The sequence below is a fragment of the Marininema mesophilum genome, from assembly GCF_900106775.1.
Taxonomy (GTDB): domain Bacteria; phylum Bacillota; class Bacilli; order Thermoactinomycetales; family DSM-45169; genus Marininema; species Marininema mesophilum.
In genome coordinates this window covers 132846-158411 of record NZ_FNNQ01000008.1, presented here as the reverse complement: position 1 = coordinate 158411, position 25566 = coordinate 132846, and the positions used below count along the sequence as shown (strand labels likewise).

The window sequence follows — 25566 nt, the reverse complement described above, 5'->3', positions numbered from 1 at the left end:
TTTCATTACAAAATGAAAAAATTTCAGGGGGTCGTATGCGTATTACTGGAACAGTAGGAAAGGTAGGGGTGATTGGTCATCCCATTGGTCACTCAAAATCACCACATATATGGAATGATGCGTTTGCGAAACAACATATACCATATATCTATCTTCCCTTTGATGTCACCCCTACGGATCTTGGGCAGGCGGTAGCTGGGTTAAAAGCCCTTGGCTTTCGAGGGTTTAATGTGACGGTTCCCCACAAGGTGTCTGTGATGGATTTTTTGGATGAAGTCGAGAAAGAAGCGGCGGAGATTGGTGCTGTGAACACGGTGATCATTGACCAAGGGCGACTGATTGGAACCAATACAGATGGGGAAGGCTATATCCAATCCTTGCAGAGTGAAACGGGGATCGATCTCAGAGAGAGACGAATCGTTCTACTTGGTGCGGGTGGTGCTGCCCGAGCAGTGGGAACAGCCCTTGCGAAAGCGGGAGTTGCCCATATCACAATTGCCAATCGAACCTTGATCAAAGCTGAGGAACTCGCTTCGCGATTGCGGAGATGGACACAGGCTGAAGCAGTATTGCTGGAACATATCGCCGTTCCCTTAAAGGAAGCGTCCTTACTTATACAAACCACTTCCGTCGGGATGTCACCCCATGAGGAGGCATGTCCCATCGATCCTGACTACCTTCACCAGGGATTGACCGTAAGTGATTTGATCTATCACCCTAGGGAAACACGTCTCCTACATGAGGCAAAGTTGCGAGGAGCGCACGTTCATAATGGCCTTGGGATGCTTGTCCATCAAGCGGCTCTTGCCTATCGAAGGTGGTTGGGTGCTGAACCACCTGTACAACAAATGGTGGCTACTTTGGAGCGGTCACTGGCTAATGAGTGATACGATGAAAATAGGTATTTTCGGTGGAACCTTTGATCCGATTCATATGGGCCATTTGATTATGGCAGAGCAGGCACGGTTTGCTGAGGAGCTCGACGAAATATGGTTTATCCCAGCTAAAACGCCTCCTCATAAAAAAGGCCCCCATATGGATGCAACACATCGGTTGGCTATGGTAGAGCGAGCAGTGGCAGATCACCCTTCTTTTTGTGCATCCCGGATAGAGTTAGATCGTAAGGGTCCCTCTTATACTGTGGATACAATGATTTTCTTAGGAAAAATGTATCCACAACATCAATTTTATCTGATCATGGGTGCGGATATGGTACTTCATTTGCCTAAGTGGCACCGTATAAAGGAGATCCTAGAGAGGGTATCGGTGATTGGATTATTACGTCCAGGGTACTCGTTGGATGAAAAAGAACTTTCCCCTGAGGTACGACGTCGTCTCACACTAGTGAGTAAAGGGGTTAAAGTGGATATTTCCTCTACCAATCTGCGCAATCGATTGATACGAGGGGATTCGGTACGGTATCTCATCCCTGAATCCGTTCGGTTGTATATGGAGGAGAATCAACTTTATGGACCGAGTTAAACTAGTACAAGCAGTAGAAGAGCAACTGACCCGTAGCCGTTTTGAACATACTAAGCGGGTGATAGCCACTGCATTGACCTTAGCAAAGCGATTTGGTGCGGATCAAGAGCAAGCGGAATTGGCGGCCCTCCTTCATGATTATTGTAAATGCTGGCCCGAAGAGCGATTAAGAGAGGTCATCGTCACAGGTGATGATTTTACACAGGATCTTCTTCAGTACAATAAAGAATTGTGGCATGCCCCAGTGGGTGCTCATATAGTTAAGCAGGATTTGGGGGTCGTGGACAAGGAAGTTTTGGACGCAATATGTTATCATACCTCAGGTCGGCCGCATATGACTTTATTAGACAAAGTTATTTTTGTCGCTGACTATATGGAACCAGCTCGTCGTTTTCCTGGTGTGGAGGAAGTAAGGTTACTGGCCGAGACTGATCTCGACCGAGCCCTCCTAAAGTCCTTGGATAACACCCTTCTGTTTCTCATTCAAAGAGGGATGACCGTATATCCACTAACCTTGTCCGCCCGAAATTTTATGGTGGATCAAGTCCATCAATCTAAACCTAAGGAGGAATCTCTTTGAACCTGGTGGAAATCGCACAATCAGCGGCCGCTGCTGCCGAAGAGAAAAAAGCCCAACGGGTCACCATCCTGGACATTCGAGGATTATCTGCTTTTGCCGACTATTTCGTTGTCTGCCACGGTAATTCTCAAAAGCAAGTGCAGGCGATTGCGGAGGCGGTCAAGGAGAGGATGGCAGAAAAAAATGTGACAATGAAAGGGCTGGAAGGTTATCGTGAAGCCCGCTGGGTATTGATCGATATCGGTGACGTAGTGGTTCATGTCTTCCACAAGGATGAGCGGGATTTCTACGATTTAGAGCGGTTGTGGGGCGATGCGGCGGAAGTGTCAGCCCAATAAAAGGAATATGAAACAAAAAACGATTAAAATCGTTGACACATGTCTAAGATGTTTCATATAATGTAAATTAAATATCCAACAACAACGGCAATGGCGGGGAGTAGTATCCTAACGATCCTGTATCCAGAGAGTCAGTGAATCGGTGAAAACTGACCGGGAAGATTAGGGGAACTCGCCCCACCGCTTTACAGAGGAACACATGGTTAGTACTCTGTGACGATTAATCCTTGATAACGGATTCTCCAAGAGCGGGCATTTGATATGCCAATCAGGGTGGTACCGCGGGAGTTTGGCACACGTGATCCAACCTCTCGTCCCTAGCAAAGTAAGCTGGGGGCGGGAGGTTTTAATATTGTCTTCTCTCTCTAAGGTGAAGGTATGTTGAAACTAATAACTGGAGGATAATCAATGAAAAAGTATACACCTGCTGATATTGAGCCAAAGTGGCAATCTGTTTGGGCGGAGAATAAAGCCCATCAAACATCAGAAGAGACCGATAAGCCAACCTTTTATGCATTGGAGATGTTTCCCTACCCATCGGGTGAAGGCCTTCATATGGGTCATGTCCGTAACTATGCGATTGGGGATGTATTGGCCCGCTTTAAGGGAATGAACGGATATCGGGTGCTTCATCCGATGGGAGCGGATGCCTTTGGCCTGCCAGCAGAGAATGCAGCGATTCAAAGAGGTGTTAACCCCAGGGCATGGACCTTGAAGAATATGGAACGGATTCGACAAGAACAATCCCGTCTAGGGAATTCTTATGATTGGGATCGCTATGTAGGTACCTGTACTCCAGAGTACTATCACTTTACCCAATGGCTCTTCCTGCTCTTTTACGAACGGGGATTGGCTTACCGTAAAAAAGGAACTGTTAACTGGTGTCCGCAGTGTGCTACGGTGCTTGCCAATGAACAGGTTGAAAACGGTTTATGCTGGCGCTGTGACTCAGAAGTGGTTAAAAAAGACCTTGAACAATGGTACTTAAAAATTACCGATTATGCAGATCGCTTGCTTGAAGGCTTAGATGAGTTGACAGAGTGGCCTGAGAAAGTACGCGCGATGCAACGCAACTGGATTGGGAAGAGTGAAGGGGCGCAGATCTCATTTACCATTCCTGAGTTGGGTCTTACAGAAGTTCCTGTCTTTACTACCCGGCCGGACACTTTGTACGGTGTAAGTTATATGGTTCTGGCTCCAGAACATCCCCTGGTACCCCGATTAATTGAAGGAAAGCCTAATGAACAGACAATCGATCAATTTATTGGGCAAATGAAGAAGGAAACGGAGCTTTCCCGAACCGGATCTGATGTTGAGAAGATCGGATATGACACAGGTGCTGTAGCGGTTCACCCCTTAACTGGAAAAGAGATTCCTATCTGGGTGGCTAACTATGTGTTGATGGATTATGGAACTGGGGCGGTGATGGGTGTCCCCGCCCATGATGAACGTGACTTCCTGTTTGCTGGTAAATATGGTTTGCCGATTCGTACTGTAATTCTCCCACCTGGTCAAGAGCACGGCAAAAATGACGAAATGAAAGAAGCCTATGTCGATGAAGGAACGTTGGTCAATTCTGGTTCCTTCGATGGGATGAGTAAACGTGAAGCTATTTCTGCGATTACCCATCACTTAGAGGAAGTGGGGAGTGGAGGTAAGACCACAACCTATCGTTTGCGTGACTGGCTCGTTTCTCGTCAGCGGTATTGGGGTTGCCCGATTCCCATCGTGTACTGTGATTCCTGTGGCGTAGTGCCGATTCCCAAGGAAGATCTTCCCGTTACCTTACCTGAGGATGTCACCTTTGATGGGAAGTCCAATCCCCTCACTACATCGGATAGTTTTCGTTATACAAGCTGCCCCTCCTGTGGAAAGGAAGCGCGGCGGGAGACGGATACGATGGATACCTTTATCGATTCATCTTGGTACTACCTCCGTTACACGGATCCGAAAAACAAAGAACTTCCCTTTGCACCAGAAAAGGCTAACGAATGGATGGCAGTGGACGATTACATCGGAGGGGTAGAACACGCAGTTCTCCATCTGTTGTATTCGCGGTTTGTCACAAAGGTGCTTCATGATGCAGAAATGATTCAGGTAGATGAGCCCTTTAAACGATTGTTCACTCTGGGTATGGTCTTAAAAGATGGCTCGAAAATGTCCAAATCCAAAGGAAATGTAGTCTCTCCGATGGAAATCATTGAAAAGTATGGTGCAGATACTGCGCGGATGTTTGTCCTCTTCGCTGCACCAGCGGATGGAGAATTGGACTGGAACGATGCTGGAGTAGATGGTATCTATCGCTTTCTCAATCGAGTTTGGCGGATGGCCCAACAGCATGTAGAACTCGTACACGAAAAACCAGAAGTAAAACTAGAGGATAGTGTAGCACAGGGGCTGAACCGTTTACTCCATCAGACAGTGAAAAAGGTAACCATCGACGCAGGGGATCGTTATCAATTCAACACAGCGATCAGTGCGATCATGGAATTAGTGAATGGAATCAACGCCTACCCTGCTGAAGGAGATCGCGGGGTCTTAGCGGAAGCCGTGGAAAAAATGGTCCTGATGCTAGCTCCCTTCGTTCCCCACATCACGGAGGAGTTATGGCATGACTTCGGTCATGAAAGTAGCGTCCATAAGAAATCTTGGCCTACCTATGATGAAAAAGCACTCATCCTCGACGAAGTGGAAATTGTTGTCCAAATAAACGGCAAGGTACGCCATAAATCCGTGTTACCAGCTACAGCGGATAAGGCGATGATTGAGGAAACGATCTTAGCAGAAGAGAAGGTCAAAGCACTCATTGAAGGAAAAACCATCCGTAAAGTGGTTGTTGTACCAGGTAAATTGGTCAACATTGTTGCTCAGTGATTGATTATGTATGGATTGGGCGAATCAGTCGCTTGCCATTAAGGCAGGCGGCTTTTTTCATCTTGTTATCAGAGAATAGTATTATTTAGTTAATAACAACTCTATTGATGGTATTCATATCATTTCTAACCGTTAACTACGTTTAAAAACCACTGGGTAGAGTTACCCAGTGGTCTTTAGAGGCCTTCTCCAATGTGAGAAGGCCTATTTTTACTAGACAGGTGATTAACTATTCGTTACTATTTTTACGTATTCATGTTATTTATGGGAATTTAGGGTTTATTAACTATGTGGAGGAGGGATTAGTGATCCAAAGATTGTTGCACTTTTACCACGTCATCTTCATATTTCGCATGGGTGAGACGGATGAGCCGATTGAAAACGGGGCCGACGTCTTCATCCAGTAGATCGAGCCCCTCTCGAGTGATTCCACCTGGGACAGCTACGCGTTGTTGCAAACTTTCTAGGGTGAATCCCCCCTCGGTGAGCAATCGACCAAGGCCGTGGGCCATCTGGGTGACAAGGGAGCGAGCAGATTCGATAGGAATCTGTGTCTCTTCTACGGCAGCATCTGCTAGTTTTTCTAGGAGGTTGGCGATGAAAGCAGGAGAGCAACTGGCTAGATCGGAGGCGATCCGAGTGTGATGCTCTTCGATAACAAGTGGGCGGCTGATGGCGGAAAAAAGGTCCCATAACTGTTCTCTATCGTTTGCAGTTAAGCGGGAACCGGGGATAAATAAGGAATTTCCTGCTTGGACAGCCTGGGTAATACTTGGAATAATCTTAGCTATTTTGCAGGGGAGCCATTCTTCTAGATCACGAATCATCACGGGACTTGTGATGGAGACGACTATCTGATCCTCGTGAACCTCCTCTTTGATCTCATCGAGGACGGCTCTAAACTCCTTCGGTTTCACACATAAAAAGAAACAACTGGTTTGAGAAACCAACTCTCGGTTGCTAGTTGCAATCCCTAAGCCTGGATTTTTATCAGCGAGGTGCTCTGCCTTTGCCCGGGTACGGTTACTTATCAAGATGTCACTGGGTAATAGACGGCCAGACTGGATGAAGGACTCAACCAGGGTTCCCCCCATACTGCCTGTGCCGATAAAGCCCACCGTCATACGATCCCCTCCTTTATTGCCGGTTCATGAAGGATTATCTTCTGCATTTATGGTTATGGGTGATGAGCAAGGAATATGATCGGGAGGGTTTCTCTTTTAACGGTAGATATGCTGAGAGGAGAAAATGAATGATGTGGGAGAATCAATGGTCTTCGCGAGAGAAAAAGTTAGTAGGTGTAGCTGGGGCACTGCTTCTATTGTTAATTGGTTTTTTAGTAATGAATGGCTGGGATGGTGAGGAGAGAAAGAAAGAGGGATGGCAGTCCTATGAAGCGCAACCTGCAAAGGAGCGCTCCGAAAAAACAACTACCAACACAAAGAGAACAAAACAAGCAACGGAACTGGTTATCGATGTAAAGGGTGCGGTGAAGAAACCAGGGGTTTATCGGTTAGATCCAGGTGCTCGTGTACAGGATGCTGTAGAATTAGCTGGTGGACCTAAATCGGTGGCGGATATGGTTCGCGTAAACTTAGCACAACCTCTCACAGATGGAATGGCCCTCATCATCCCTCGCAAAGGGGAAGAAATCCCAACCACTTCAGGAATAGGAGCAGGAACGTCAGCAAGATCAGGCGAGGGAGGGGAATCAGGAGCAGAGGCTAAAGAATCTCCAATAGACCTGAATACTGCTACGGTACAGGACTTAGATTCCCTAAATGGCATCGGCCCTTCCAAGGCAGAAGCGATTATTAGATATCGAGAGGAAAATGGCCCGTTTACATCAGTGGATCAGTTGACCGAAGTGAGTGGCATCGGGGAGAAGACCTTGGAACAATTTAAAGATCAGGTGAGAGTACAATAAAAACGGCCGTACTATTCCTGGAACAACAGGTAAACTAAATCGAAATACGTGGTGATTAATAATATTTGTGATTATTATGAAATTTAGATTCGTTTATGTAATTAAATTCGATTAGTGATGTCTATAAGATACATAAACCCACGGTTATCTATTTATAACCGTGGGTTTATATCATGAAGGACAACATCGATAATCTATGAAATTAGGGCTGGAGAACAGTACGTACTTTATCCAAAGCCCATTCCAATTCCTTTTTGGAAATGACAAGGGGAGGAGCAAAGCGAATGGTATTCTCATGGGTTTCTTTACAGAGAAGACCTGCAGCCGCTAGGGCCTCACAATAGGGACGAGCGGCTTCTTTCAGTTCCATACCAATAAAGAGACCTTTCCCTCGTACTTCTTTAACTATGGGGTTTTGGATTTTCTTTAATTCGCTGGTAAACCAAGCACCTAACTCACGAGAACGTGTAACCAGATCCTCCTCTTCAAGTACATCCAGTGCGGCGATTGAGACAGCACAGGCGAGGGGGTTTCCACCAAAGGTAGAACCGTGAGAGCCTGGCTCAAAAACGCCGAGAATTTCTTCATCTGCGGCGACAGCAGAGATTGGAAGGACACCTCCACCAAGGGCTTTACCCATTATGTACATATCAGGTTTAACGCCTTCCCAATCACAGGCGAAGAATTGCCCCGTACGACCAAAACCTGTCTGGATCTCATCAGCGACAAAGAGAACACGATGTTCCCGGCAGATGCTAGCAGCTTCGCGTAAAAATCCTTCTGAGGGAACGATCACACCTGCTTCTCCTTGAATCGGTTCAACAATGAAGGCGGCAGTATTAGGGGTGATTGCTTCACGTAAGGCATGCGCATCCCCGTAAGGGATGATACGAATACCAGGAAGCAGAGGACCGAAGCCACGCTTATATTCGTCACTCGAAGAGAGAGAGACAGCGGCTAGCGTACGACCATGGAAATTATCTTCACAAACTATGATCTCGGCTTGGTCGTTTGGAACCCTTTTCACATCATAGGCCCAGCGACGAACAGTCTTAATGGCAGTTTCTACAGCTTCTGCTCCCGTATTCATCGGGAGTATTAAGTCTTTTCCAGTCAGCTTAGCTACCTTTTGATAGAAAATACCGAGCTGATCATTGTGGAAAGCTCGGGAGGTCAAAGTCACCTTATCCGCTTGATCCTTGAGTGCTTGGATCAGCTTGGGATGACGATGACCATGATTAAGGGCAGAATATGCACTCAGCATATCCATATAGCGTTTGCCGTCTGCATCTTCGATCCAGACGCCCTCAGCTTGGGAAATTACGATCGGTAAAGGATGGTAATTGCGGGCGCCATGCTGATCAGTTAATTCGATGAGAGCACGGTTTTGGGACATTGTGTTCACTCCTTTTTGCAAGGTTCACCCGTTGTCGATAAAGGATAACTCCGGGCCGTTTATTCCCACTATAACACCGCTTTCAACCTCTTCATAGGTTTCCCCGTAAAACGGATCAAGATGAGGTAAAGTGTATAAAAATGAACGAGTCTTCTCATCCCAGAGTGTGACTGATTTTTATTTTTAACGAATAAGTCCTTGACGGTTGGACTCACCAAAGATATAATCATACACAAGTTTTTAAACGGTTAAAGTGAATATCTTGTTTTGTGACACTCTTATCAAGAGCGGCGGAGGGACTAGCCCGATGAAGCCCAGCAACCCCGGTAAACCAACCGGAAGGTGCCAATTCTTACAAGAGCCGAGATGGCTTTTGGGAGATAAGAGAAGAGACTGGCAAACCAACCTCTTCTCTTAAAATAAGAGAAGAGGTTTTTATTATCTCTTGCCTGGTCGATCAACAAGATATCTTAATAAGTGAAGTGCTTTGATGATACCCAGCACGAGCTGATTTGTTTTCCTTAGCGAAACCAGGCAACATCTACACGAGAATCAAAAATCCCACCCAATAAGGATAGGCTATGGAGGGTAAATCATGCATCAAGATACGAAACTAGCGCAGATTGGGAAAAGTCGATGTAAAAGTACAGGGGCAATTAGTTGTCCTGTCTACCATGCAACAGCTTACGAGCACCCTGCCCTGGGAGAATCCACAGGGTACGACTATACACGCACCCTGCCCTGGGAGAATCCACAGGGTACGACTATACACGTACAGGTAATCCTACTCGCCAGGCCTTGGAAGAGGCTATCGCCGATCTAGAGGGTGGGCAGAGAGGCTTTGCATGTAGTTCTGGGATGGCCGCTATACAAACGATCATGGGTCTCTTTTCCCAGGGGGATCATTTGATCGTCTCCTTAGATCTCTATGGAGGAACCTATCGGCTGTTTGAAGAGATTCTGACTCGGTATGGCATAACCTTTAGCTATGTGGACTTACGTGATTTAGAGGCGATTCGGAATGCTTCTCGACCAGAAACGCAGGGAGTCTTTATTGAATCCCCGACGAACCCCTTGATGCGAGTGACGGATATCCGTGCGGTCTGTTTACTAGCTCAAGAGAAGGGGTGGCTCGCTATCGTCGACAGTACCTTTATGACCCCTTGGTTTCAACGTCCCCTGGAATTAGGAGCCGATCTAGTTGTTCATTCGGGTACGAAGTATTTAGGTGGACATAATGATGTTTTGGCTGGACTGATTGTCACCCGTGGGGAAGAGTTATCTGAGCGCGTTTTTACCTTGCACAACTCGATGGGGGCGGTTCTTAGTCCCCAAGATTCCTGGCTATTGATGCGTGGGATGAAAACTCTTGCTTTACGGATGGAGAAGCATCAAGAGAATGCCATCGTGCTGACTCAATTCCTCAGTGGGCATCCAGCTGTTGAGAGTGTTTTTTATCCAACGACTCTAGCTGATGATCGCCAGGTACAAGAATCCCAGGCGAGCGGTTATGGCGGGATGCTCTCTTTTCGGGTAAAAGATCCAAAATGGGTACCCGCGTTTTTATCCTCTCTGAAGCTGATCTCCTTTGCAGAAAGTCTAGGAGGAGTAGAGAGTTTACTTACCTACCCTTGGACTCAGACCCATGCAGATATCCCTGAGCACATCCGCAGACAAGTAGGGGTTTGTGATAAACTTTTACGCCTCTCTGTTGGCATCGAAAATTTAGATGACTTGATTGATGACCTCTCCCAGGCATTGGATGAGGCACGGGGATGTTTCCCAACTACTCTACGGAAAAGGGTGTGAAAACGATGAAATTTGGAACGAAACTTTTGCATAATGGTAATGAAATTGATCCAATCACAGGTGCAGCAAGCATCCCACTTTATCAAGCGTCCACTTTTCATCAGACGGATATTGACCATCCAGGTGAGTTTGACTACGCCCGTTCCGGTAATCCCACCAGGAAGGCCTTGGAACAAACCATCGCTGAGTTGGAAGGGGGAGTAGCGGGCTTTGCCTGTGCATCCGGGATGGCTGCCATTTCAACAGCTTTCTTGCTCTTCTCTGCTGGTGATCACCTGGTCGTGTCCAATGATTTGTACGGCGGTACCTTTCGTGTTTTAACGCAAGTACTTCCACGGTTAGGTATTGAAGCTACCTTTGTGGATACCACCGATCTGACCAAAGTGGAGGAAGCCATCCAAGCTAATACAAAGGCGCTATATATCGAAACCCCTTCTAATCCAACACTGAAGGTAACCGACTTACGAGGAGTGGCAAGGATTGCTCGCGACCATAGCGTGATCACCATGGTCGATAATACCTTTATGACTCCTTGCTTTCAGCGGCCCTTGGATTTGGGAGCGGACCTAGTGATCCACTCTGCTACGAAGTTTATTAGTGGACATAGTGATGTGGTTTCCGGTTTACTCGTCACCCAGGATAGGGAGATTGCCACCCGTCTCAGTGGTTTGCAAAATGCCCTTGGATCCATACTAGGGGTGCAGGATTCATGGTTAACGATGAGAGGCTTAAAAACCTTAAAGGCACGGATGGATGCTTCGACGGCTTCAGCGGCAAAGATTGCCGAAGGGCTAAAACGAATCTCAGGAGTGGAACGGGTTTTTTATACAGGCCTTGCTGAACATCCTGGCCATGCCCTCCAAGCTTCCCAAGCAAGTGGTCATGGTGCGGTACTTTCCTTTGACCTAGGAAGTAGCGAACGTGTACGGAGAGTCCTTTCCCAAGTGCACCTACCGATTGTCGCCGTCAGCCTCGGGTCAGTCGAGAGTATTCTCTCCTACCCCGCAAAGATGTCCCATGCAGCGATGCCCGTTGAAGAGCGAGTCGCTCGGGGTGTGACAGACGGTCTTCTCCGGCTATCGGTCGGTCTAGAAGATGCGGATGATTTACTGGATGATTTGGAGCGATCCATTGAAGGGCGCCGTCTATACTCGGTAGGAGAATGGCGCGCATCCATAGTATAATAAATGGTGAATGATCGAGTTCTACCAACAACCGCCAACCCCAATTCGGGGAAGGCGGTTTTTTGTCGGGCAAACCTGTTGTAAAATGGATAGAAGAATACGTGAAAAAAGGGAGCGCACAGAATGACGATTAAATCAGATAAATGGATTCGTAAAATGGCTGAAGAACATGGAATGATCGAACCCTTTGTGGATCGTAATGTAGGCAAAGGGGAAGCAGTTAGTTTTGGATTGTCCAGCTATGGCTATGATCTTCGGGTCGGTACCCAGTTTAAAATCTTTCATAATGCACTGATGCCAGTGATCGATCCCAAAGCAATCGATGGGGATTCTTTTCTTGATTTTGAAGGAGAAGTAGCCATTGTACCGCCCAACTCCTTCGCTTTAGCTACATCAGTAGAGTACTTTCGTATTCCTGACAACGTTCTGGCTATGTGTGTGGGCAAGTCTACCTATGCTCGCTGTGGCATCATTACCAATGTAACTCCCTTTGAACCGGGTTGGGAAGGTCATGTCACCTTGGAGATTTCCAACACCACCCCCTTGCCTGCCAAAATCTATGCCAATGAAGGTCTTTGCCAAGTGGTGTTCTTTGAAAGTGATGAAGTGTGTGAGGTCTCTTATCGTAATAAGCAGGGGAAATATCAAAATCAGCGCGGAATCACACTGCCCCGAATTTAAGTTCTTTCTAAAAGTTTGGTGAACGAAGCTATCCTAAAGGAAACGAAAGAACCCTCATACAGAGGGTTCTTTCGTTTCCTTTAGGGGGGCTATTCAGCTCAAATTTTGCGGAAATAGGGATATAGGCGGTATCGAGGAGAATTACTCTTCCTCGTTATCCCCATCGTGGAGAATCACATCGACAATAGTGGTCTCTCCTGCTTGAATGCAAAAGCGACGAATTGCTGTCTCTTTTTTGGGGAAGGAGTACTCACCAATATAGCAACCAGGGGCAAGATTACTGACAAAATATGTTCCATCAGCACTTGTGGTCGCCGAACGAATTAATACAGGTTCATCTTCTCGCCCGGAGCCAGCCGGTGGATTGACTGGATTCGTGAAAATCTGTACACGGACATTGAAAATAGGGAGGAGCCGTTCATCTCGTACGGTTCCTCGTAGTGAGCCAAACAGGGGAGAGAGGAGAAAATCGACGGTCTTTGTTTCCCCCGATTTAAGTGCTGCTGACTTTGCAGCGGATCCAAAATTAGAGACCGATACAGTAGAAGCGACTCGCTCTGTTCCGATTCCCGAGACCGAATAGTTCCCTTGGCCGTTTGTTACGGTTTCACTAATCAGTATGCCCGTCGTATCTAGTACTTGTACGGTAGCTCCAGCAATAAATGCTTGATTTTGTTCATTGCGCACGGTTCCTACTATTTTCGCTGGGTTGGTGAAGAGAAGAAGGTTAATGGTTTCTGTTGTACTGCTTGTTAATTCAAGGAACACTATATTGTTTTCATAGCCAGGGTTACTAGCGGAAACAGTATACTCTCCTAGGCCGAGTTGATTAAATCGGAAAAAACCATTTTCATCGGTTTGACTAGTAAATAACACCGATTGATTGAAGTTGAGAATAACTACCTTGGCACTTGTGAGAGGTTCTAGGGTATCACGATCACGTACGGTGCCTTCGATGGCACCCAAGCTGACGGGATTGGGTGGAAAGGGTGGTTCAGGTGGAGTAGGTGGAGTAGGAGGTGTGGGGGGGAGGAGATCGGACCGCTGGGGACTGAGCGCAACATCGATGATTGCCGTTTCCCCTTGCGATACAGAACCTGAATTGGTTACATCGTTAAATTCAGACTTACTATAAACGAGTTCATAGTTGGTAGGTAATAACTCGGTAAATTCATATTGCCCATTGATACTGGAGAGGGTCGTATCTGTACTTACTCCAAATGAATTGAAGGGGCGTACCTTGATACTGGCTTCAGGCAGGGGCTGAGTAGTTTCTGCATTGATGACCGTTCCTTCAATTGCTCCTGGCAAAGCGGTAAGGGAAAAACTAAGGCGTGTCGATTGATTTGTTTCAATAATTGCGCCGCCAAGTTGATTTTGAAACCCAGGCGAGGATGCAATGGCGACATAAGTACCAGGAACCAAATCCCCAACCAAATATTCTCCTTGATTGCTGGTTACGGTGGCTGAATTAAAGCTACCTGCTGAATCATAAAGACGTACTGTCGCACCAGGGATGGCTTCCCCTGAGTCTAATGCAGTGGCAAAGCCAAACATAGAACCTGGATTAGGTTGTAAATTGATGGTTGTCTCGGTAGTTTCTCCTTTAGAAAGAACAACTCCGATCGAACTCTCACCAAATCCATTAGCGGTTGCAGTTAGATTAAAACTACCTTCAGGAAGGCGCTCAAAAAGAAAGCGTCCATCGCTACCACTAAGAGTTCCTGCTAGGATGACATTATCGATGGTATAGAGATTGAGATCTGCACCGGAAATAAGTTGTTCTGTACTCTGAGCGAATTCCGACAGTTCTTTGGATGAACTGAGTTCTGCACCAGAAATTTGTTGCCCTGTACTAGCCTCGATAATTAGGCCGGTAAGGGTTGCAGGTCGCCTCTCTACCGTAATAGTTAAACTTGTCGTTGTGTTGGGAGGAACAATGGCAGAAGCAGTATTTTGTACGAAACCTGGAATAGTCACGTTTATCAAGTAATTTGCTGGACGTAAATTGTCAAAGAGGAAAGTCCCATCGGATTGAGCGACAATGGAGCGTAGGAGTTGATTATGGTTGTCAAAGAGACGAACCTGTAAGTTATTCCCGGTAATAGGAGTGCCTGTTCCACCTAAAATTTGCCCCGATATACTCCCGAGAAGCTTGGTGAGAGTGATATTGGCACTGGTTTCTGTATTGCTTAATACAGAAGCACCGATGATTCTTGAATCGTATTGATCAGCGGAGGCAATCACATCGTAGTTTCCTGGACTCAGATCCGGGAAAATGTAATTTCCAAACACGCTGGTGGTGACGGTACCGATAATGGCCCCTTCAGTATCTCTCAGAAAAACGGTAGCTCCAGAGATCGAAGATCCTGTTTCCGAATCATTTACATGACCATTAATTTGTCCAGGATTGGGCTGAAGAATTAAATTGACATCCGAAAGTGTTTCGCCGGGTAATAGCGTAATGGTATCAAAGGTATTTGTAAAGGTGGGGGAACTTGCTTGAATAATGCGGATCCCCGAGGGAAGGCCATCGATTGTATAGTTGCCGTTACTATCTGCAAAGGCAGTGCCGAGGACGGTTTCATTGAGATCAATGACACGGATGACAGTTTGATTAACGGGTATGCCATCGGGATCGGTGATGCGACCGCGGACGCTGGAGGGTTCAGGACTAAGGGAGATTTCAACCGTGGTCGTCTCATTTGCTCTTACAACGGCACCGATGCGCTGAGTGATAAATCCTGACTCGGACGCTGTTAAAATATAGGCTCCTGGAGCAAGATCTATAAAGAAATCTCCAGTAGGATCCGTTACTAGAGTGAAAAGAAAGATATTATCCTCTGTGTATACTTTAACAAGTGCACCGTTGGTTTGAGGAGTCACCGTTCCCTGAAGAGCACCGGGGCTAGGTTGTAGAGTAAGTGGGGTAGAAGAGGTTACCCCAGCAAGTATAACCACCCCAATGGTACTATTCTGGAAACCAGTAGCAAGACCATCGAGGTTGTAATCCCCTGGATATAGACCGTTGACAAGAAAACTCCCTTGATCATCCGTAAGGGTACTGGAGATGAATACCCCATTTCTATCCGTGACCCTTATTGTTGCTCCGGAAATGGGAGTGCCTGAGGAAGAAGTGACTGTTCCAACAATAGTCCCTGGATTAGGTGGAAGAAAAAAGTTGAGCTCTCCTACTTCTCCAGGGGAGAGGGAGATGCTTCCCCCGCTGATCTGGAAACCAGCGTCTGTGACCAAGACATCATAGTTCCCTGGAGCTAATTTATCAATGAGATACTGTCCATTACTATCGCTAAAAGTAGAAGTTACCAACGCCCCACCAGAATCTAACACACGAATCAAGATATTTCCTGAATCAGTGATGGGTGTTCCATTCATATCATGGACCGTTCCTTGAATGGATGCGGGATTGGGGAGGAGGGATAAGTTAATCGATGTTTCTTGATCCGAACGGATAGCAACCCCACTAAAGACCGATTGAAAATCAGTTGCAACTGCTGTTACCACATAGGTACCAGGTTGAAGTAGAGGGATCGAATAACGGCCGTTTGCATCGGTTAACCCTCGGGCGATGATGGGTCCAGTTGCTATATCTGTCCGCACATTTAATCCAGCCCCTAGGATAGGATTACCAGATGTATCTGTTATTAAGCCGACTAATGTACCGGGATTGGTAGCAAGGATAAGTTGTTGGATCGTTTCCATGAAAGGTTGAATAATCATCCCTACAGAGACTCGGGAAAAGCCCTCCGCAAAGGCGACAGCGGTATAGTTACCTGGGGAAATATTAGGGATGAAGAACCTCCCATTTGCTTCTGTTATGAAGGAAGCCACGAGGACATCGTTTAGATAAACCTGTACTGTGGCTCCCGAAATGGGATTGCCTGCATCATCTTGGACAATACCAGAGAAAACTCCTGCTAATTGACTTAATGTCACAGAAAGGGTGGTGGTTTGCCCCGAATGAATAGTTGCAGAAAAGGTTTTAGAGGCATAGCCCTCTTCTGTAAAGGTGACAGAGTAAACGCCTGGTTGAAGTCCTGTCACAGAATAACTTCCATCTAAAGCAGAGAGGGTTTCCGCCACAGTGAAGCCTTCTGGCCCTACCACTTTTATACTTGCGTTGGCAAGTGGCGCTCCAGTCATACTGTCAGTGATTGTTCCTGAAAGAGTTCCCGAATTAGGAGGAAGGGAAATATTGCGTTGTTGGGCACTGCCAAGAGTAACAACCAAACTAAGGAATATGGTGGAAAATCCTGTTGCACTCACTTGGATGCGATAAGCGCCTGGACTTAAACTATTGATGGTATAGTTACCGCTTCCATCGGTTATGGTTGTTGTGATGATAACTCCAGCAATATCAATAATAGTCACTTGAGCACCTACGATGGGGGACCCAGTGGATTGGTTGGTTACCGTCCCAAAGACACTAGCGGGATTAGCAAGGAGGTTGAAGTCTTGTGTCTCTGTTTCATTAGGGGCGAGAATAATCGCTCTTGTAGTAGATTGGAAATTAGGAAAGCTGACACTGAGAGTGTAGGCGTTGGGGGTTATGCCAGTAAACGTGTAAAAACCAGTTAATCCAGTAGTCGTGGTGTCTAACACGATGCCTAAGGGATCGATAAGACGGACTTCTGCTAATAGTAATGGGCCAATTCCTTGTCCCGTGATGGTACCATCTACTGTGGCAGGGAGAGGTGGGACCAGTACATTAACGGTTGTCCCAGCATCGGCTGTTACCTGGGCGCTACTACTACCAAGGGCATAATTAGCTAGGGTTGCTGTTACGGTGTAAGAGCCGGGTGACACATTGGTGAAGCCATAGCTTCCCCCCTCATTTGAAACGGTGGAAGCTATCGGGTTATTTCCTACGTCTAATAAGGTAACTGTGGCTCCTGTGAGGGGCAGACCCGTCGCCTTATCGAGAATGAATCCAGATATATTACCTGTGCCAGGAACGGCATTAACAGTAATAAAAACTTGGTCAGACACCTGGGTTGTGTTGGCGCCTGTAAAATTATCGACTCCTGTGACAGTAGCTTCATCAATTAACTGTTGGCCCGTTACCTTGATGGTCCCTGAAAATGAAAAAATCAGGGTGGCGGAGACGCCTGCATCGAGGTTACCAATATTCCAGCTGATGCTTTTGGTAAGAGGGGTAAAAACTGCAGATCCTATGCTAGAAGATTGTATCTGGACAATGGATAGTTGTTCTAATTTCAGTGGAATTTGTACAAAAGTAGTATTAGCAGTGCTTTTTCCTGTGTTGGTTACGACGACTTTTTCAGACCAAGAGGTAATTTGTCCAGCTGTAATGGTAGTAGGTCCGGTGAGAATGGTTTTATCTACGGCTAATTTGGCCCGTACATCCCCTTGATTAAAGGTAAGTAAATCGGATGAAGCATCTTGAAAGGCAAACCCTTCATTGGTTTGGAGCGAATCCTTATTAAAGTTATTATTGTTGGTTGCTGTAAAGAAGAGCATGCGAATCTGGGTGGCAGCGGTGATGCCAAGGAAGGAAAATAAAGTAGCCGAGGGGATAAAAAAATCAAGGAAGAAATCCGGGTCACCATCAAATGTGGAGTCCGCAGGGGTGACCCGAGCAAGGTCATAATTAATAATGGGGAGACTAAAGTTGGGTGCTCCTTTGCCGTTGGTTCCTCCTGCAGGATCATTCCAGGTATTCGGTTTGGGATCCGTGTTTTTGATAAGGACTAATCGTTCGTTTGCCCCGTCTATGGAGAGTACCCATTCATAAGTAGCAGGGTTTCCATCGGTCTCAAATAAGAGTCCCCAGGAAAATGGAGAAAATCCTGTTTTTAAGCGTGGGTCTGCATTAAGGCGTAGTCGGAAAAAAGAATTGGACCCATCGTAGGCATAATACGCGGCGGGAAACTGGCTTGTACCTACGATGTCGGTCTCTTTGGGGTTTACATCCCTAATATGGTCAAAGAGAACTGACCCTCGAAAAGGGATGGGTCGGAATTGCGCAGCATCAGGGAACAGCATGCTCGTCACTCCCTTAAGTTTCGTGATCATCATCGTTTCACTATATGAATGAAACACCTAGTAGGTAACCTAAGAAAGGTGGATACTTTGATTTCCATTATTAGGGGATGTCACGGTTGCTGATTTTGGGTTGAGTACAATTGGACAACTGTGACAGGACTAAGGATTTTTTCCGTTGGAACGACGGTCTAAGCTTGGAGTATATCCTGTAAGTAGATGGGAATTACCAAGAATCCTCCACCCTATCAGCGTTGCGGAGGTGGGGGAGGTTCAATGTTCAAGGATTATTCACAAACTTTTGTGGTGAAAAGGGTATAAGAGTACTAGAATAGTCGGCGAATATAAATAAAAAGGATATTCAAATTCGTGCGTCAATTCTAAATGTTCAATATGAAGGTGATCTATATGGCAGATTTTCATGGCAAATTGATAATGGATGGTGTTCCGACTGGTCCTATCCTTAATAGGATGGAACCCGGTGATGAATTGCGTCTCGTTCATTCTTTTGGGAAAGTGACGCGTCTTTATATTAAGGAAGCTTATACGTTCCAGCATCGTCGTGTCTATGTAACAGATAAGATGGGGATTCTCTATGGGGACGAATTGGCTGCGACACCTAAGCACTCAGTTGAACAGAGATATTCTTGAGTTGGATAGTTTTGGATTGGATTAAAAAAACCACCTATCTGATATTTTCCCCTAAAGGTAGACAGTGAAAAAAGTCCATCTGTTAAGATGGACAAAAATCATTGTTTATTGGAGGGGGATTTTCTTATGGCTAAAAAGGGACAAAAAGTTTCATCGGTATTCCCCAGAGACGAAAACCAAGGCTATCCGTCTCCGTATGGAAAAAGGACTATCCAAGCATCTATTACGAGTGGCTCAAGTTTCTCGCTCGGGCTAGGTTACAAGAGCACATCTTAGGCATTCACATGCAACATTCCTACTATACCTTCTACAACGAGAGACGGTTTCAGAAAAAATTTTGGCGACCTTTCCCCTGTGGAATACCGAGAAAAGATCGCCGCTTAAAAAGGTTCTTTTTCTATTGTCTACTTGACGGGGTCACTTCAATCCAGGTGGTTTTTTAAATCCTTAGGTGCGACGGAAATATCCCATCACTTCTACGGTTTGGGTGATGTTAATAAAACTGCGAGGGTCAATTTCTGCGACCATTTTTTTAACATGAGTCAATTCGTACCGGGAGATGACCATGATAAGTACTTGTCGTTTATCTTTCGTGTAGGCTCCTTCTCCCTCAAGAATGGTAATCCCCCGTACAAGGCTAGAGAGAAGCTTTTCCTTACACTCATCCCCCTTTGAGGTGATAATCATCACGGTTAGTTTAATATGACGAGTATGGATGGCATCAATCACTCGACCCGTTACATAGATCGAAGCCATGGTGTATAAAGCGAGGTCCCAAGTGAAGATGAATCCAGAAATGAAAACAACAATCGCGTTCATACCAAAGATTAAACTTCCTAAGGGAAGATCTTTCTTTTGGGTTAACACCATGCTAACGACGTCAAAACCCCCAGTAGAGCCACCAGCACGGAAGATAAGCCCCGTTCCTATCCCTGCGAGCACACCACCAAAGATGGAGGAGAGAATCGGATCAGCAGAAATTTTTGTTACGGGGATGATTCCCATGGAGATGGACGTGACTGCTACAGAAAAGAGGCTGACAGCAACAAAACGTTTTCCGAGCTTCATCCAACCTAAAATAAAAATAGGAACATTTAAGAGAAAGATCCATGTTCCCGAATTAACCGAAGTGAGAAGCCCGAGGATCATGGCAATACCAGCAACGCCACCACTCAAAACCTTGTGGGATAGGAGAAACATATTAAAAGCAAAACCGATCAGGACAGATGAAATAAAAATTGTTAAAATACGAGTAAATCGAGCGGCCAAATGAATATCCTCCTTTCAAATAGAAATTCTCTAGTGCTTGATTAGGATCATCCAATAATTGGTTAGTTAATCAAAAAGGGAGATTGTCATTAATCGGATGTACTGAAGTGCCGTCTTTTATAGATTATTTTTCCCAAAACAGCTATTATACTAACACGGAAATGGAAAGGAAAGCAATCAAATCTTGTCTACTTTAGATTGTTCCACAGAGTATTTTTTTCAAGAACGAACTAACCAGATTTTCCAACCTATGATACAATATTTCTCGAGACACAAGGAGGGCTGGAGCGGTGGCTGATCAACAATCAAAATTTCCCCGTTTCAAGAAAATGAAAAAACAAATGACAAACAATGAAACTAAAAAACGGCCCCGTCCATGGTTAAGAGGGGTTCTATTTGCAGGATTAGTTGTCGTTACACTCCTCGCAGTAGGAACGATGGCATCAGTGGGAGCGGCGACAGGGTATGTCGCATCTCTGGTCAAAAAAGAGCCTGTGAGGGACAAAAGTGAGCTCAGAGAAAAGATTTCGAAGTGGAGCCAGACTAGTTCGGCTTTTTTCGATGATGGTAAGCCTATTGGGCGTCTGCGTGCGGATGCTGATCGGCAAGTCGTCACGATGGATAATGTAAGTCCCTATATAGTAAATGCACTTGTATCCACAGAGGATCAGGAATTTTTTCGTCATCATGGGGTAGTACCTCGCTCCCTCTTGCGGGCTGTAATGCAAAAAATTAAAAATGCTCCTGAACAGACTGGTGGAAGTACAATCACCCAGCAATTGGTGAAAAACGCTGTTTTGGATAACCGTGATAAAACGATTGCACGTAAAGCGAAGGAGATTTTACTCGCGGTTCGTTTGGATAGCTTCTTTTCTAAAAAAGAAATTATGAGCGCTTATCTCAACAGTGTGTATTTTGGTAAAGGTGTAAATAACCGAAATATGTTAGGTGTTCAGGCAGCTGCACAGGGGATGTTTGGCATTAAGGCAAAGGATCTCAACCTTGCCCAATCAGCCTATATTGCCGGTATGGTGCAACGGCCAAATGAGTACAACCCCTTCCGAGGAAAGAAGTATATCAAGAATGGTGAGCATCGAATGAGAGTGGTTCTCTACAAGATGCTAAAAAACAAAAAGATTACGAAAGCGCAATACGAAAAAGCTAGACAATTTGACATTGAGAAGTCACTAGCGAAGAAGGCAGAGGATAACGCTTATTCTAAGTATCCCTATATTACAATGGCATTAGAAGATGAAGCTGCCAGCATTTTGCTTAAAGCAGATGGGCATGACCCGAAAAAATTGATCAAAGCAGGGAAATATGGGGAAACGCTACAACGGTATAAGACGGAAATCCTCACCGGTGGTTACAAAATCTATACCACCATTAATAAAGAAGCTAATGAAGAGATGAATAAAGCAGCGAAAAATGATAGTTTATACGCTGCTCCTATCACGTATAGGACGGCAGGTGGAAATCTTATCAAGAACGCCAAGGAACAAGTGGGGGCAACTCTTCTCGATTCAAAGACTGGGGCGACGCTTGGGTTTGTTGGCGGACGGAATTTTAAGGAGAACCAGCAAAACCATGCGATTGGTAACTCAGCTCCCCAACAGCCAGGGTCTTCGATTAAGCCACTTTTGGATTTCGGTCCTGCTTTCGATAAGGGAGTACTCTCCCCAGAATCGATGTTGGTCGATGAACCGCTGAGCCATAGTGGTGGAGTGTATCAAAACTATACCCATCGCTATGATGGGCCGATGACTGCACGATCTGCTTTGATGAAATCGATTAATATTCCAGCGATCAAGGCATTACGGGCGGTGGGAGTGCAGGCAGGTCTGGATTACCTTCGTAAGATGAATTTCCCAATCAATGAAAACGATGGTGAAGCGTCTGCTATTGGCGGTTTTACCTATGGTTTTACGCCACAACGGATGGCTAGTGGCTATGCGATGCTGGCAAACCAAGGGAAATTTAATGAGCCTTATATGATCGATAAAATTGAAGATAGTAATGGCAAAGTCGTTTATCAGCATAAAAAAGATCCAATCCAGATCCTTAGTCCACAGGCTGCTTATTGGACCACGGATATGTTAAGAGATGTTGTCCGTAAAGGGACCGGTACCTATGTCGGGGCGCGTACCTCTGGATACGACCTAGCCGGGAAGACTGGAACGACAAACAGTACCGCGGATATCTGGTTCATGGGTTATACACCAGATATCACACTGGGTGTTTGGGTTGGATATGATTATGATTATCGATTGCCTAGTGATCAGCGGGCTCGCATTGTCTGGGCAGCGATCTTTAATGCGATCACAAAGAATAACCCTGAGCTTTCTCCAATAGGTAGTCGCTTTAAATCAGAACCGCCACTCTCGTATAAATGCTTTGAGTGTAATAAAGTTAGTGAGCAGAAGGACGATAGTGACGATGACGATGATGGGAACAATATCAATAATCCGTCACGTCGTCCACCAAGCACGCCCGCGGCTACGACGGGTGGTCCGGGTCCTGGAACTGGTGGTCCTGGAACGGGTCCTGGTGGAGGGCAAACAGGGGGAACACCGACAGACCCACCAAGTAGTGATCAGGATGGAACCGGAGATCAGGCCGGAAATGGCCAAGGCCCAGTTCCGCCTCCTCCTGAGGATGATTAAGAAAACGATAGTTGTTGTGTTGATCCATATAAGCCACCCTTTGCTTATTAGCAAAGGGTGGCTTTTTGTATTAGCTTCATTCAGGTATGTTGATGCTTCTTATACTGCCTCCTGTGTCCGAAGAAGGGTTCATTAATACGGCTGTAGCAGGGATATTGTCGATAATCGTCGAATTTCATAATATTTCTATATATGTAATTGATAGTTGGAGGTGGATATGACGCGGCCTTTCTTTGTTATAGCGGTGGGGTGGATTCTGGGGATCGCTATGGAGCAATGGCTCTCCTTGTCAATAAGGTGGGTAGCTTGGGTAGCGATTCTTGTGTGGTTGGCATGTGGTTGGATCGTTTTTTATCAGCGGAGGTTTTTAGCACTCCTTTTAGCTGTTAGTGCTTGTCTAGCTGGTATGCTTCATTTTGCCTGGGTGGATGAAAGTAATAGCACCATGTTAGAGAAAGGAGTCACGGAAGGGAGGATCATAGGAAAGGTCGATTCGCAACCAAAGGTAGATGGGGATTTATTGCAGATGGAACTTGCGGTAAATCAGATTCAAACGAAGGAGAAGTGGATCGATTTAAAGGGGGAGAGAATTCTCCTCCGCTTATGGTTACGAACGTTTACGGAGAAGAGGAAAGCTCTACAGATCGAACGAGGAACAGGTGTAAGTGTGATCGCAACATTGAAGCGACCCGATCCCGTGCGTAATCCGGGGGCCTTTAACTATCAGGAATTTCTCTATCGCAAGGGGATTCATTGGGTTGGGGAGATAAAAGGGTGGCAAAGCCTTCGCCTAGAGGACCCACACAGTGGGATGTTTCGTTATGTGGATCAGGTGCGGACTTCCTTGGTAAAGCAGATAGAAGAGGTGTATCCACCTAAGACAGCTGGATTGATGAGTGGAATGCTGTTGGGGGTAAGAGAAGCTGTGCCTGCCCAGGTAGAGGATGATTTTACTCGTCTTGGTTTGGTTCATTTGCTAGCAGTATCAGGCTTCAATGTGGCGATATTTGTTGGATGTGTCTATGGTGGGCTTTCTTTAATAGGAGTGACAAGAGAAAAGGCAGCTCTTATCACTCTATGTAGTCTCCCCATCTTCGTTCTGCTCACTGGAGGGGAAACCTCTGTGGTGCGAGCCGGTCTGATGGCTGGCTTGGGCTTAGTTGCGCTATGGTGGAGGCGATGGCCAGATCGTCTCTCCTTTCTTGGTCTAGCGGCATTGCTCCTTCTTTGGTGGGACCCGTATGTTTTGTTCTCTGTGGGATTTCAGCTATCCTTTGGAGTTACCTTTGCTCTTTTGGTAGCGACAGCACCGTTATCTGAAATACTTCCCTTTCGCTGGTCGTTACTCAATCAAACGGTGGCAGTTACCATCATTGCTCAGTTGGTTTCTTTTCCGTTTATTCTTTTTCATTTCCATGTCTTTTCCTATCTTTCCTGGTGGGCCAATCTAATCGTGGTGCCGATCCTTGGTTCTGTTGTGACCCCCCTTGGTTATGGTGCTTTGTTCTTCTCTCTTTTTCATGAGACGATTGCCTTTGTACCTGCCTGGCTATCCTCAAAGGTAGTGTCTGGTACGCTTACCTTCATTGAGTGGTTAGCTACGTGGGAGGGGTTTGAAAAATCATTGGCTCCACCCCCATGGTGGTGGTATGCCTTTTATGGAGCAGTGATTAGTTATATCCTATGGAGTTGGACTGGAGGATTGCTTCGAATTCGAGGGCATCGAATAATGGCTCTAGTGCTTCTTGTTGGAAGTATCCTATTTGTTGATCGTTCCTTTCATATAATTAGGGGAGAGGAAATAACGGTTACCTTTCTTGATGTGGGTCAAGGGGATTGTGCAGTGATCGAGACTTCTGAAGGAAAAGTGATTCTTGTGGATGGAGGAGGGAATCTGGGCTTTCCTGAGGAGGAGTGGCAACGACAACGAAGAGAGTACGATGTCGGAAGAAGTGTGGTTGTCCCCTATCTCCACTATCGAGGAATTAGGCAGATCGATTGGATCATCATGACCCATGGGGATGCGGATCATATCGGAGGGTTGTCCGCGGTGGTAGACCGATTTCCGGTGGGAGGGGTGATCCGAAATGCCCATCCCCCTGGATCAAGGATGGAAGTAGCATTGATGAAGCAGTTCGCAAAAAAGAAGATTCCACTCCACGTACCTTCTCTCGATGGCCCACGTTCACTAGCACCAGGTGTGACCTGGCAGTTTCTTCACCCGGACTCTACTCGTATTCAGAGTGGAGATGAAAAAGAAACGACGAGCACAAACGATGATTCTGTGGTTTTTCTATTGGATGCAGGTGGGAGCAAAATCTTATTTACAGGAGATGTGGAGGCTAGGGGAGAGGAAGCGATCCGGAAGCGCTGGGATCTACCGCCCATCGATGTGCTGAAGGTAGCACACCATGGAAGTAAGACGTCAACCGGGACAAATTGGCTTCAGGAAATTGAACCAAAGGAGGCGGTCATCTCTGTAGGAGAGGGGAATCGTTATGGTCATCCCTCACGAGAAGTTATCAAAGGACTACAGATGAGTGGAAGTAATATCTGGCGCACAGATCAGCAAGGTGCGATTGTGTTGAGAATATCTCCAAAGGGTCAGCGCATTGAATCGACTATGTCAAAGGATCTTTTAATTGACGGGCAATAAACAAAAGTTTAGATTAAAAACATAAGTTTTTT

The 25566-nt window shown here is 46.0% G+C and carries 15 protein-coding genes, 1 pseudogene, 1 riboswitch and 1 other annotated feature; of the genes and pseudogenes, 12 read left to right on the top strand and 4 right to left on the bottom strand.

The genetic code is table 11. From position 1 onward, the window contains the following. Positions 1-35: 35 nt before the first annotated feature. From aroE to leuS, 5 genes are all read left to right on the top strand, one after another. Positions 36-887, top strand: coding sequence for a shikimate dehydrogenase (gene aroE / locus BLV90_RS09520; RefSeq protein ID WP_091739857.1), 852 nt, complete (start codon positions 36-38; stop codon positions 885-887). Further along, a complete protein-coding gene (locus tag BLV90_RS09515; protein ID WP_245726307.1) occupies positions 880-1482 on the top strand; it encodes a nicotinate-nucleotide adenylyltransferase in 603 nt (200 codons plus the stop codon). The genes aroE and BLV90_RS09515 overlap by 8 nt, the downstream gene beginning before the upstream one ends. Further along, positions 1469-2062 carry a bis(5'-nucleosyl)-tetraphosphatase (symmetrical) YqeK gene (gene yqeK, locus BLV90_RS09510; RefSeq protein ID WP_091739854.1) on the top strand — a complete coding sequence of 198 codons (594 nt, stop codon included), beginning with the start codon at positions 1469-1471 and terminating at the stop codon, positions 2060-2062. Before BLV90_RS09515 ends, yqeK begins: the two co-directional genes overlap by 14 nt. After that, complete coding sequence (gene rsfS, locus BLV90_RS09505) at positions 2059-2400, top strand: ribosome silencing factor (RefSeq protein ID WP_091739851.1); 342 nt, start codon at positions 2059-2061, stop codon at positions 2398-2400. Before yqeK ends, rsfS begins: the two co-directional genes overlap by 4 nt. Positions 2401-2481: 81 nt before the next feature. Beyond that, positions 2482-2722 (top strand) — a binding site (T-box leader). Between the two features lie 86 nt (positions 2723-2808). Beyond that, entirely contained in the window at positions 2809-5274 is a 2466-nt protein-coding gene (leuS, locus tag BLV90_RS09500) for a leucine--tRNA ligase (protein ID WP_091739849.1), read from the top strand. A 302-nt stretch (positions 5275-5576) separates the two neighbouring features. Here the strand turns inward: leuS and comER are convergent, their stop codons facing one another. After that, positions 5577-6398 carry a late competence protein ComER gene (comER, locus tag BLV90_RS09495; protein ID WP_091739846.1) on the bottom strand — a complete coding sequence of 274 codons (822 nt, stop codon included), beginning with the start codon at positions 6396-6398 and terminating at the stop codon, positions 5577-5579. Between the two features lie 131 nt (positions 6399-6529). Here comER and BLV90_RS09490 point away from each other — a divergent pair, with 131 nt between their 5' ends. Next, positions 6530-7201, top strand: a complete 672-nt coding sequence (locus BLV90_RS09490) for a helix-hairpin-helix domain-containing protein (RefSeq protein WP_177167983.1) — start codon at positions 6530-6532, stop codon at positions 7199-7201. Between the two features lie 202 nt (positions 7202-7403). Here BLV90_RS09490 and BLV90_RS09485 read toward each other — a convergent pair whose 3' ends face one another. Then, positions 7404-8606 (bottom strand): ornithine--oxo-acid transaminase, encoded by a 1203-nt coding sequence (locus BLV90_RS09485; protein ID WP_281242016.1) that lies wholly within the window; start codon positions 8604-8606, stop codon positions 7404-7406. Between the two features lie 266 nt (positions 8607-8872). Then, positions 8873-8984: riboswitch (SAM riboswitch) on the top strand. Between the two features lie 208 nt (positions 8985-9192). On the opposite strand from BLV90_RS09485, the pseudogene BLV90_RS09480 reads away from it, so the two are divergent. From BLV90_RS09480 to dcd, 3 genes and pseudogenes are all read left to right on the top strand, one after another. Beyond that, positions 9193-10406, top strand: a pseudogene (locus tag BLV90_RS09480) (aminotransferase class I/II-fold pyridoxal phosphate-dependent enzyme). Positions 10407-10411: 5 nt separating this feature from the next. Further along, positions 10412-11590: an aminotransferase class I/II-fold pyridoxal phosphate-dependent enzyme gene (locus BLV90_RS09475; RefSeq protein ID WP_091739894.1), complete on the top strand. Its 1179-nt coding sequence runs from the start codon at positions 10412-10414 to the stop codon at positions 11588-11590. Between the two features lie 123 nt (positions 11591-11713). Then, positions 11714-12271, top strand: coding sequence for a dCTP deaminase (gene dcd / locus BLV90_RS09470; RefSeq protein ID WP_091739837.1), 558 nt, complete (start codon positions 11714-11716; stop codon positions 12269-12271). Positions 12272-12412: 141 nt separating this feature from the next. On the opposite strand, the gene BLV90_RS09465 is transcribed toward dcd, so the two are convergent. Beyond that, a complete protein-coding gene (locus BLV90_RS09465; RefSeq protein ID WP_177167982.1) occupies positions 12413-18298 on the bottom strand; it encodes a carboxypeptidase regulatory-like domain-containing protein in 5886 nt (1961 codons plus the stop codon). Between the two features lie 405 nt (positions 18299-18703). On the opposite strand from BLV90_RS09465, the gene BLV90_RS09460 reads away from it, so the two are divergent. Next, positions 18704-18946, top strand: coding sequence for a hypothetical protein (locus BLV90_RS09460; protein ID WP_091739830.1), 243 nt, complete (start codon positions 18704-18706; stop codon positions 18944-18946). Positions 18947-19393: 447 nt separating this feature from the next. On the opposite strand, the gene BLV90_RS09455 is transcribed toward BLV90_RS09460, so the two are convergent. Continuing rightward, positions 19394-20215, bottom strand: coding sequence for a YitT family protein (locus tag BLV90_RS09455; RefSeq protein ID WP_091739827.1), 822 nt, complete (start codon positions 20213-20215; stop codon positions 19394-19396). A gap of 290 nt (positions 20216-20505) precedes the next feature. Between BLV90_RS09455 and BLV90_RS09450 the strand changes: the two genes are divergently transcribed. Then, entirely contained in the window at positions 20506-22878 is a 2373-nt protein-coding gene (locus BLV90_RS09450; RefSeq protein ID WP_091739824.1) for a transglycosylase domain-containing protein, read from the top strand. A gap of 217 nt (positions 22879-23095) precedes the next feature. Next, positions 23096-25534, top strand: a complete 2439-nt coding sequence (locus tag BLV90_RS09445; RefSeq protein WP_091739821.1) for a DNA internalization-related competence protein ComEC/Rec2 — start codon at positions 23096-23098, stop codon at positions 25532-25534. Positions 25535-25566: the final 32 nt, after the last annotated feature.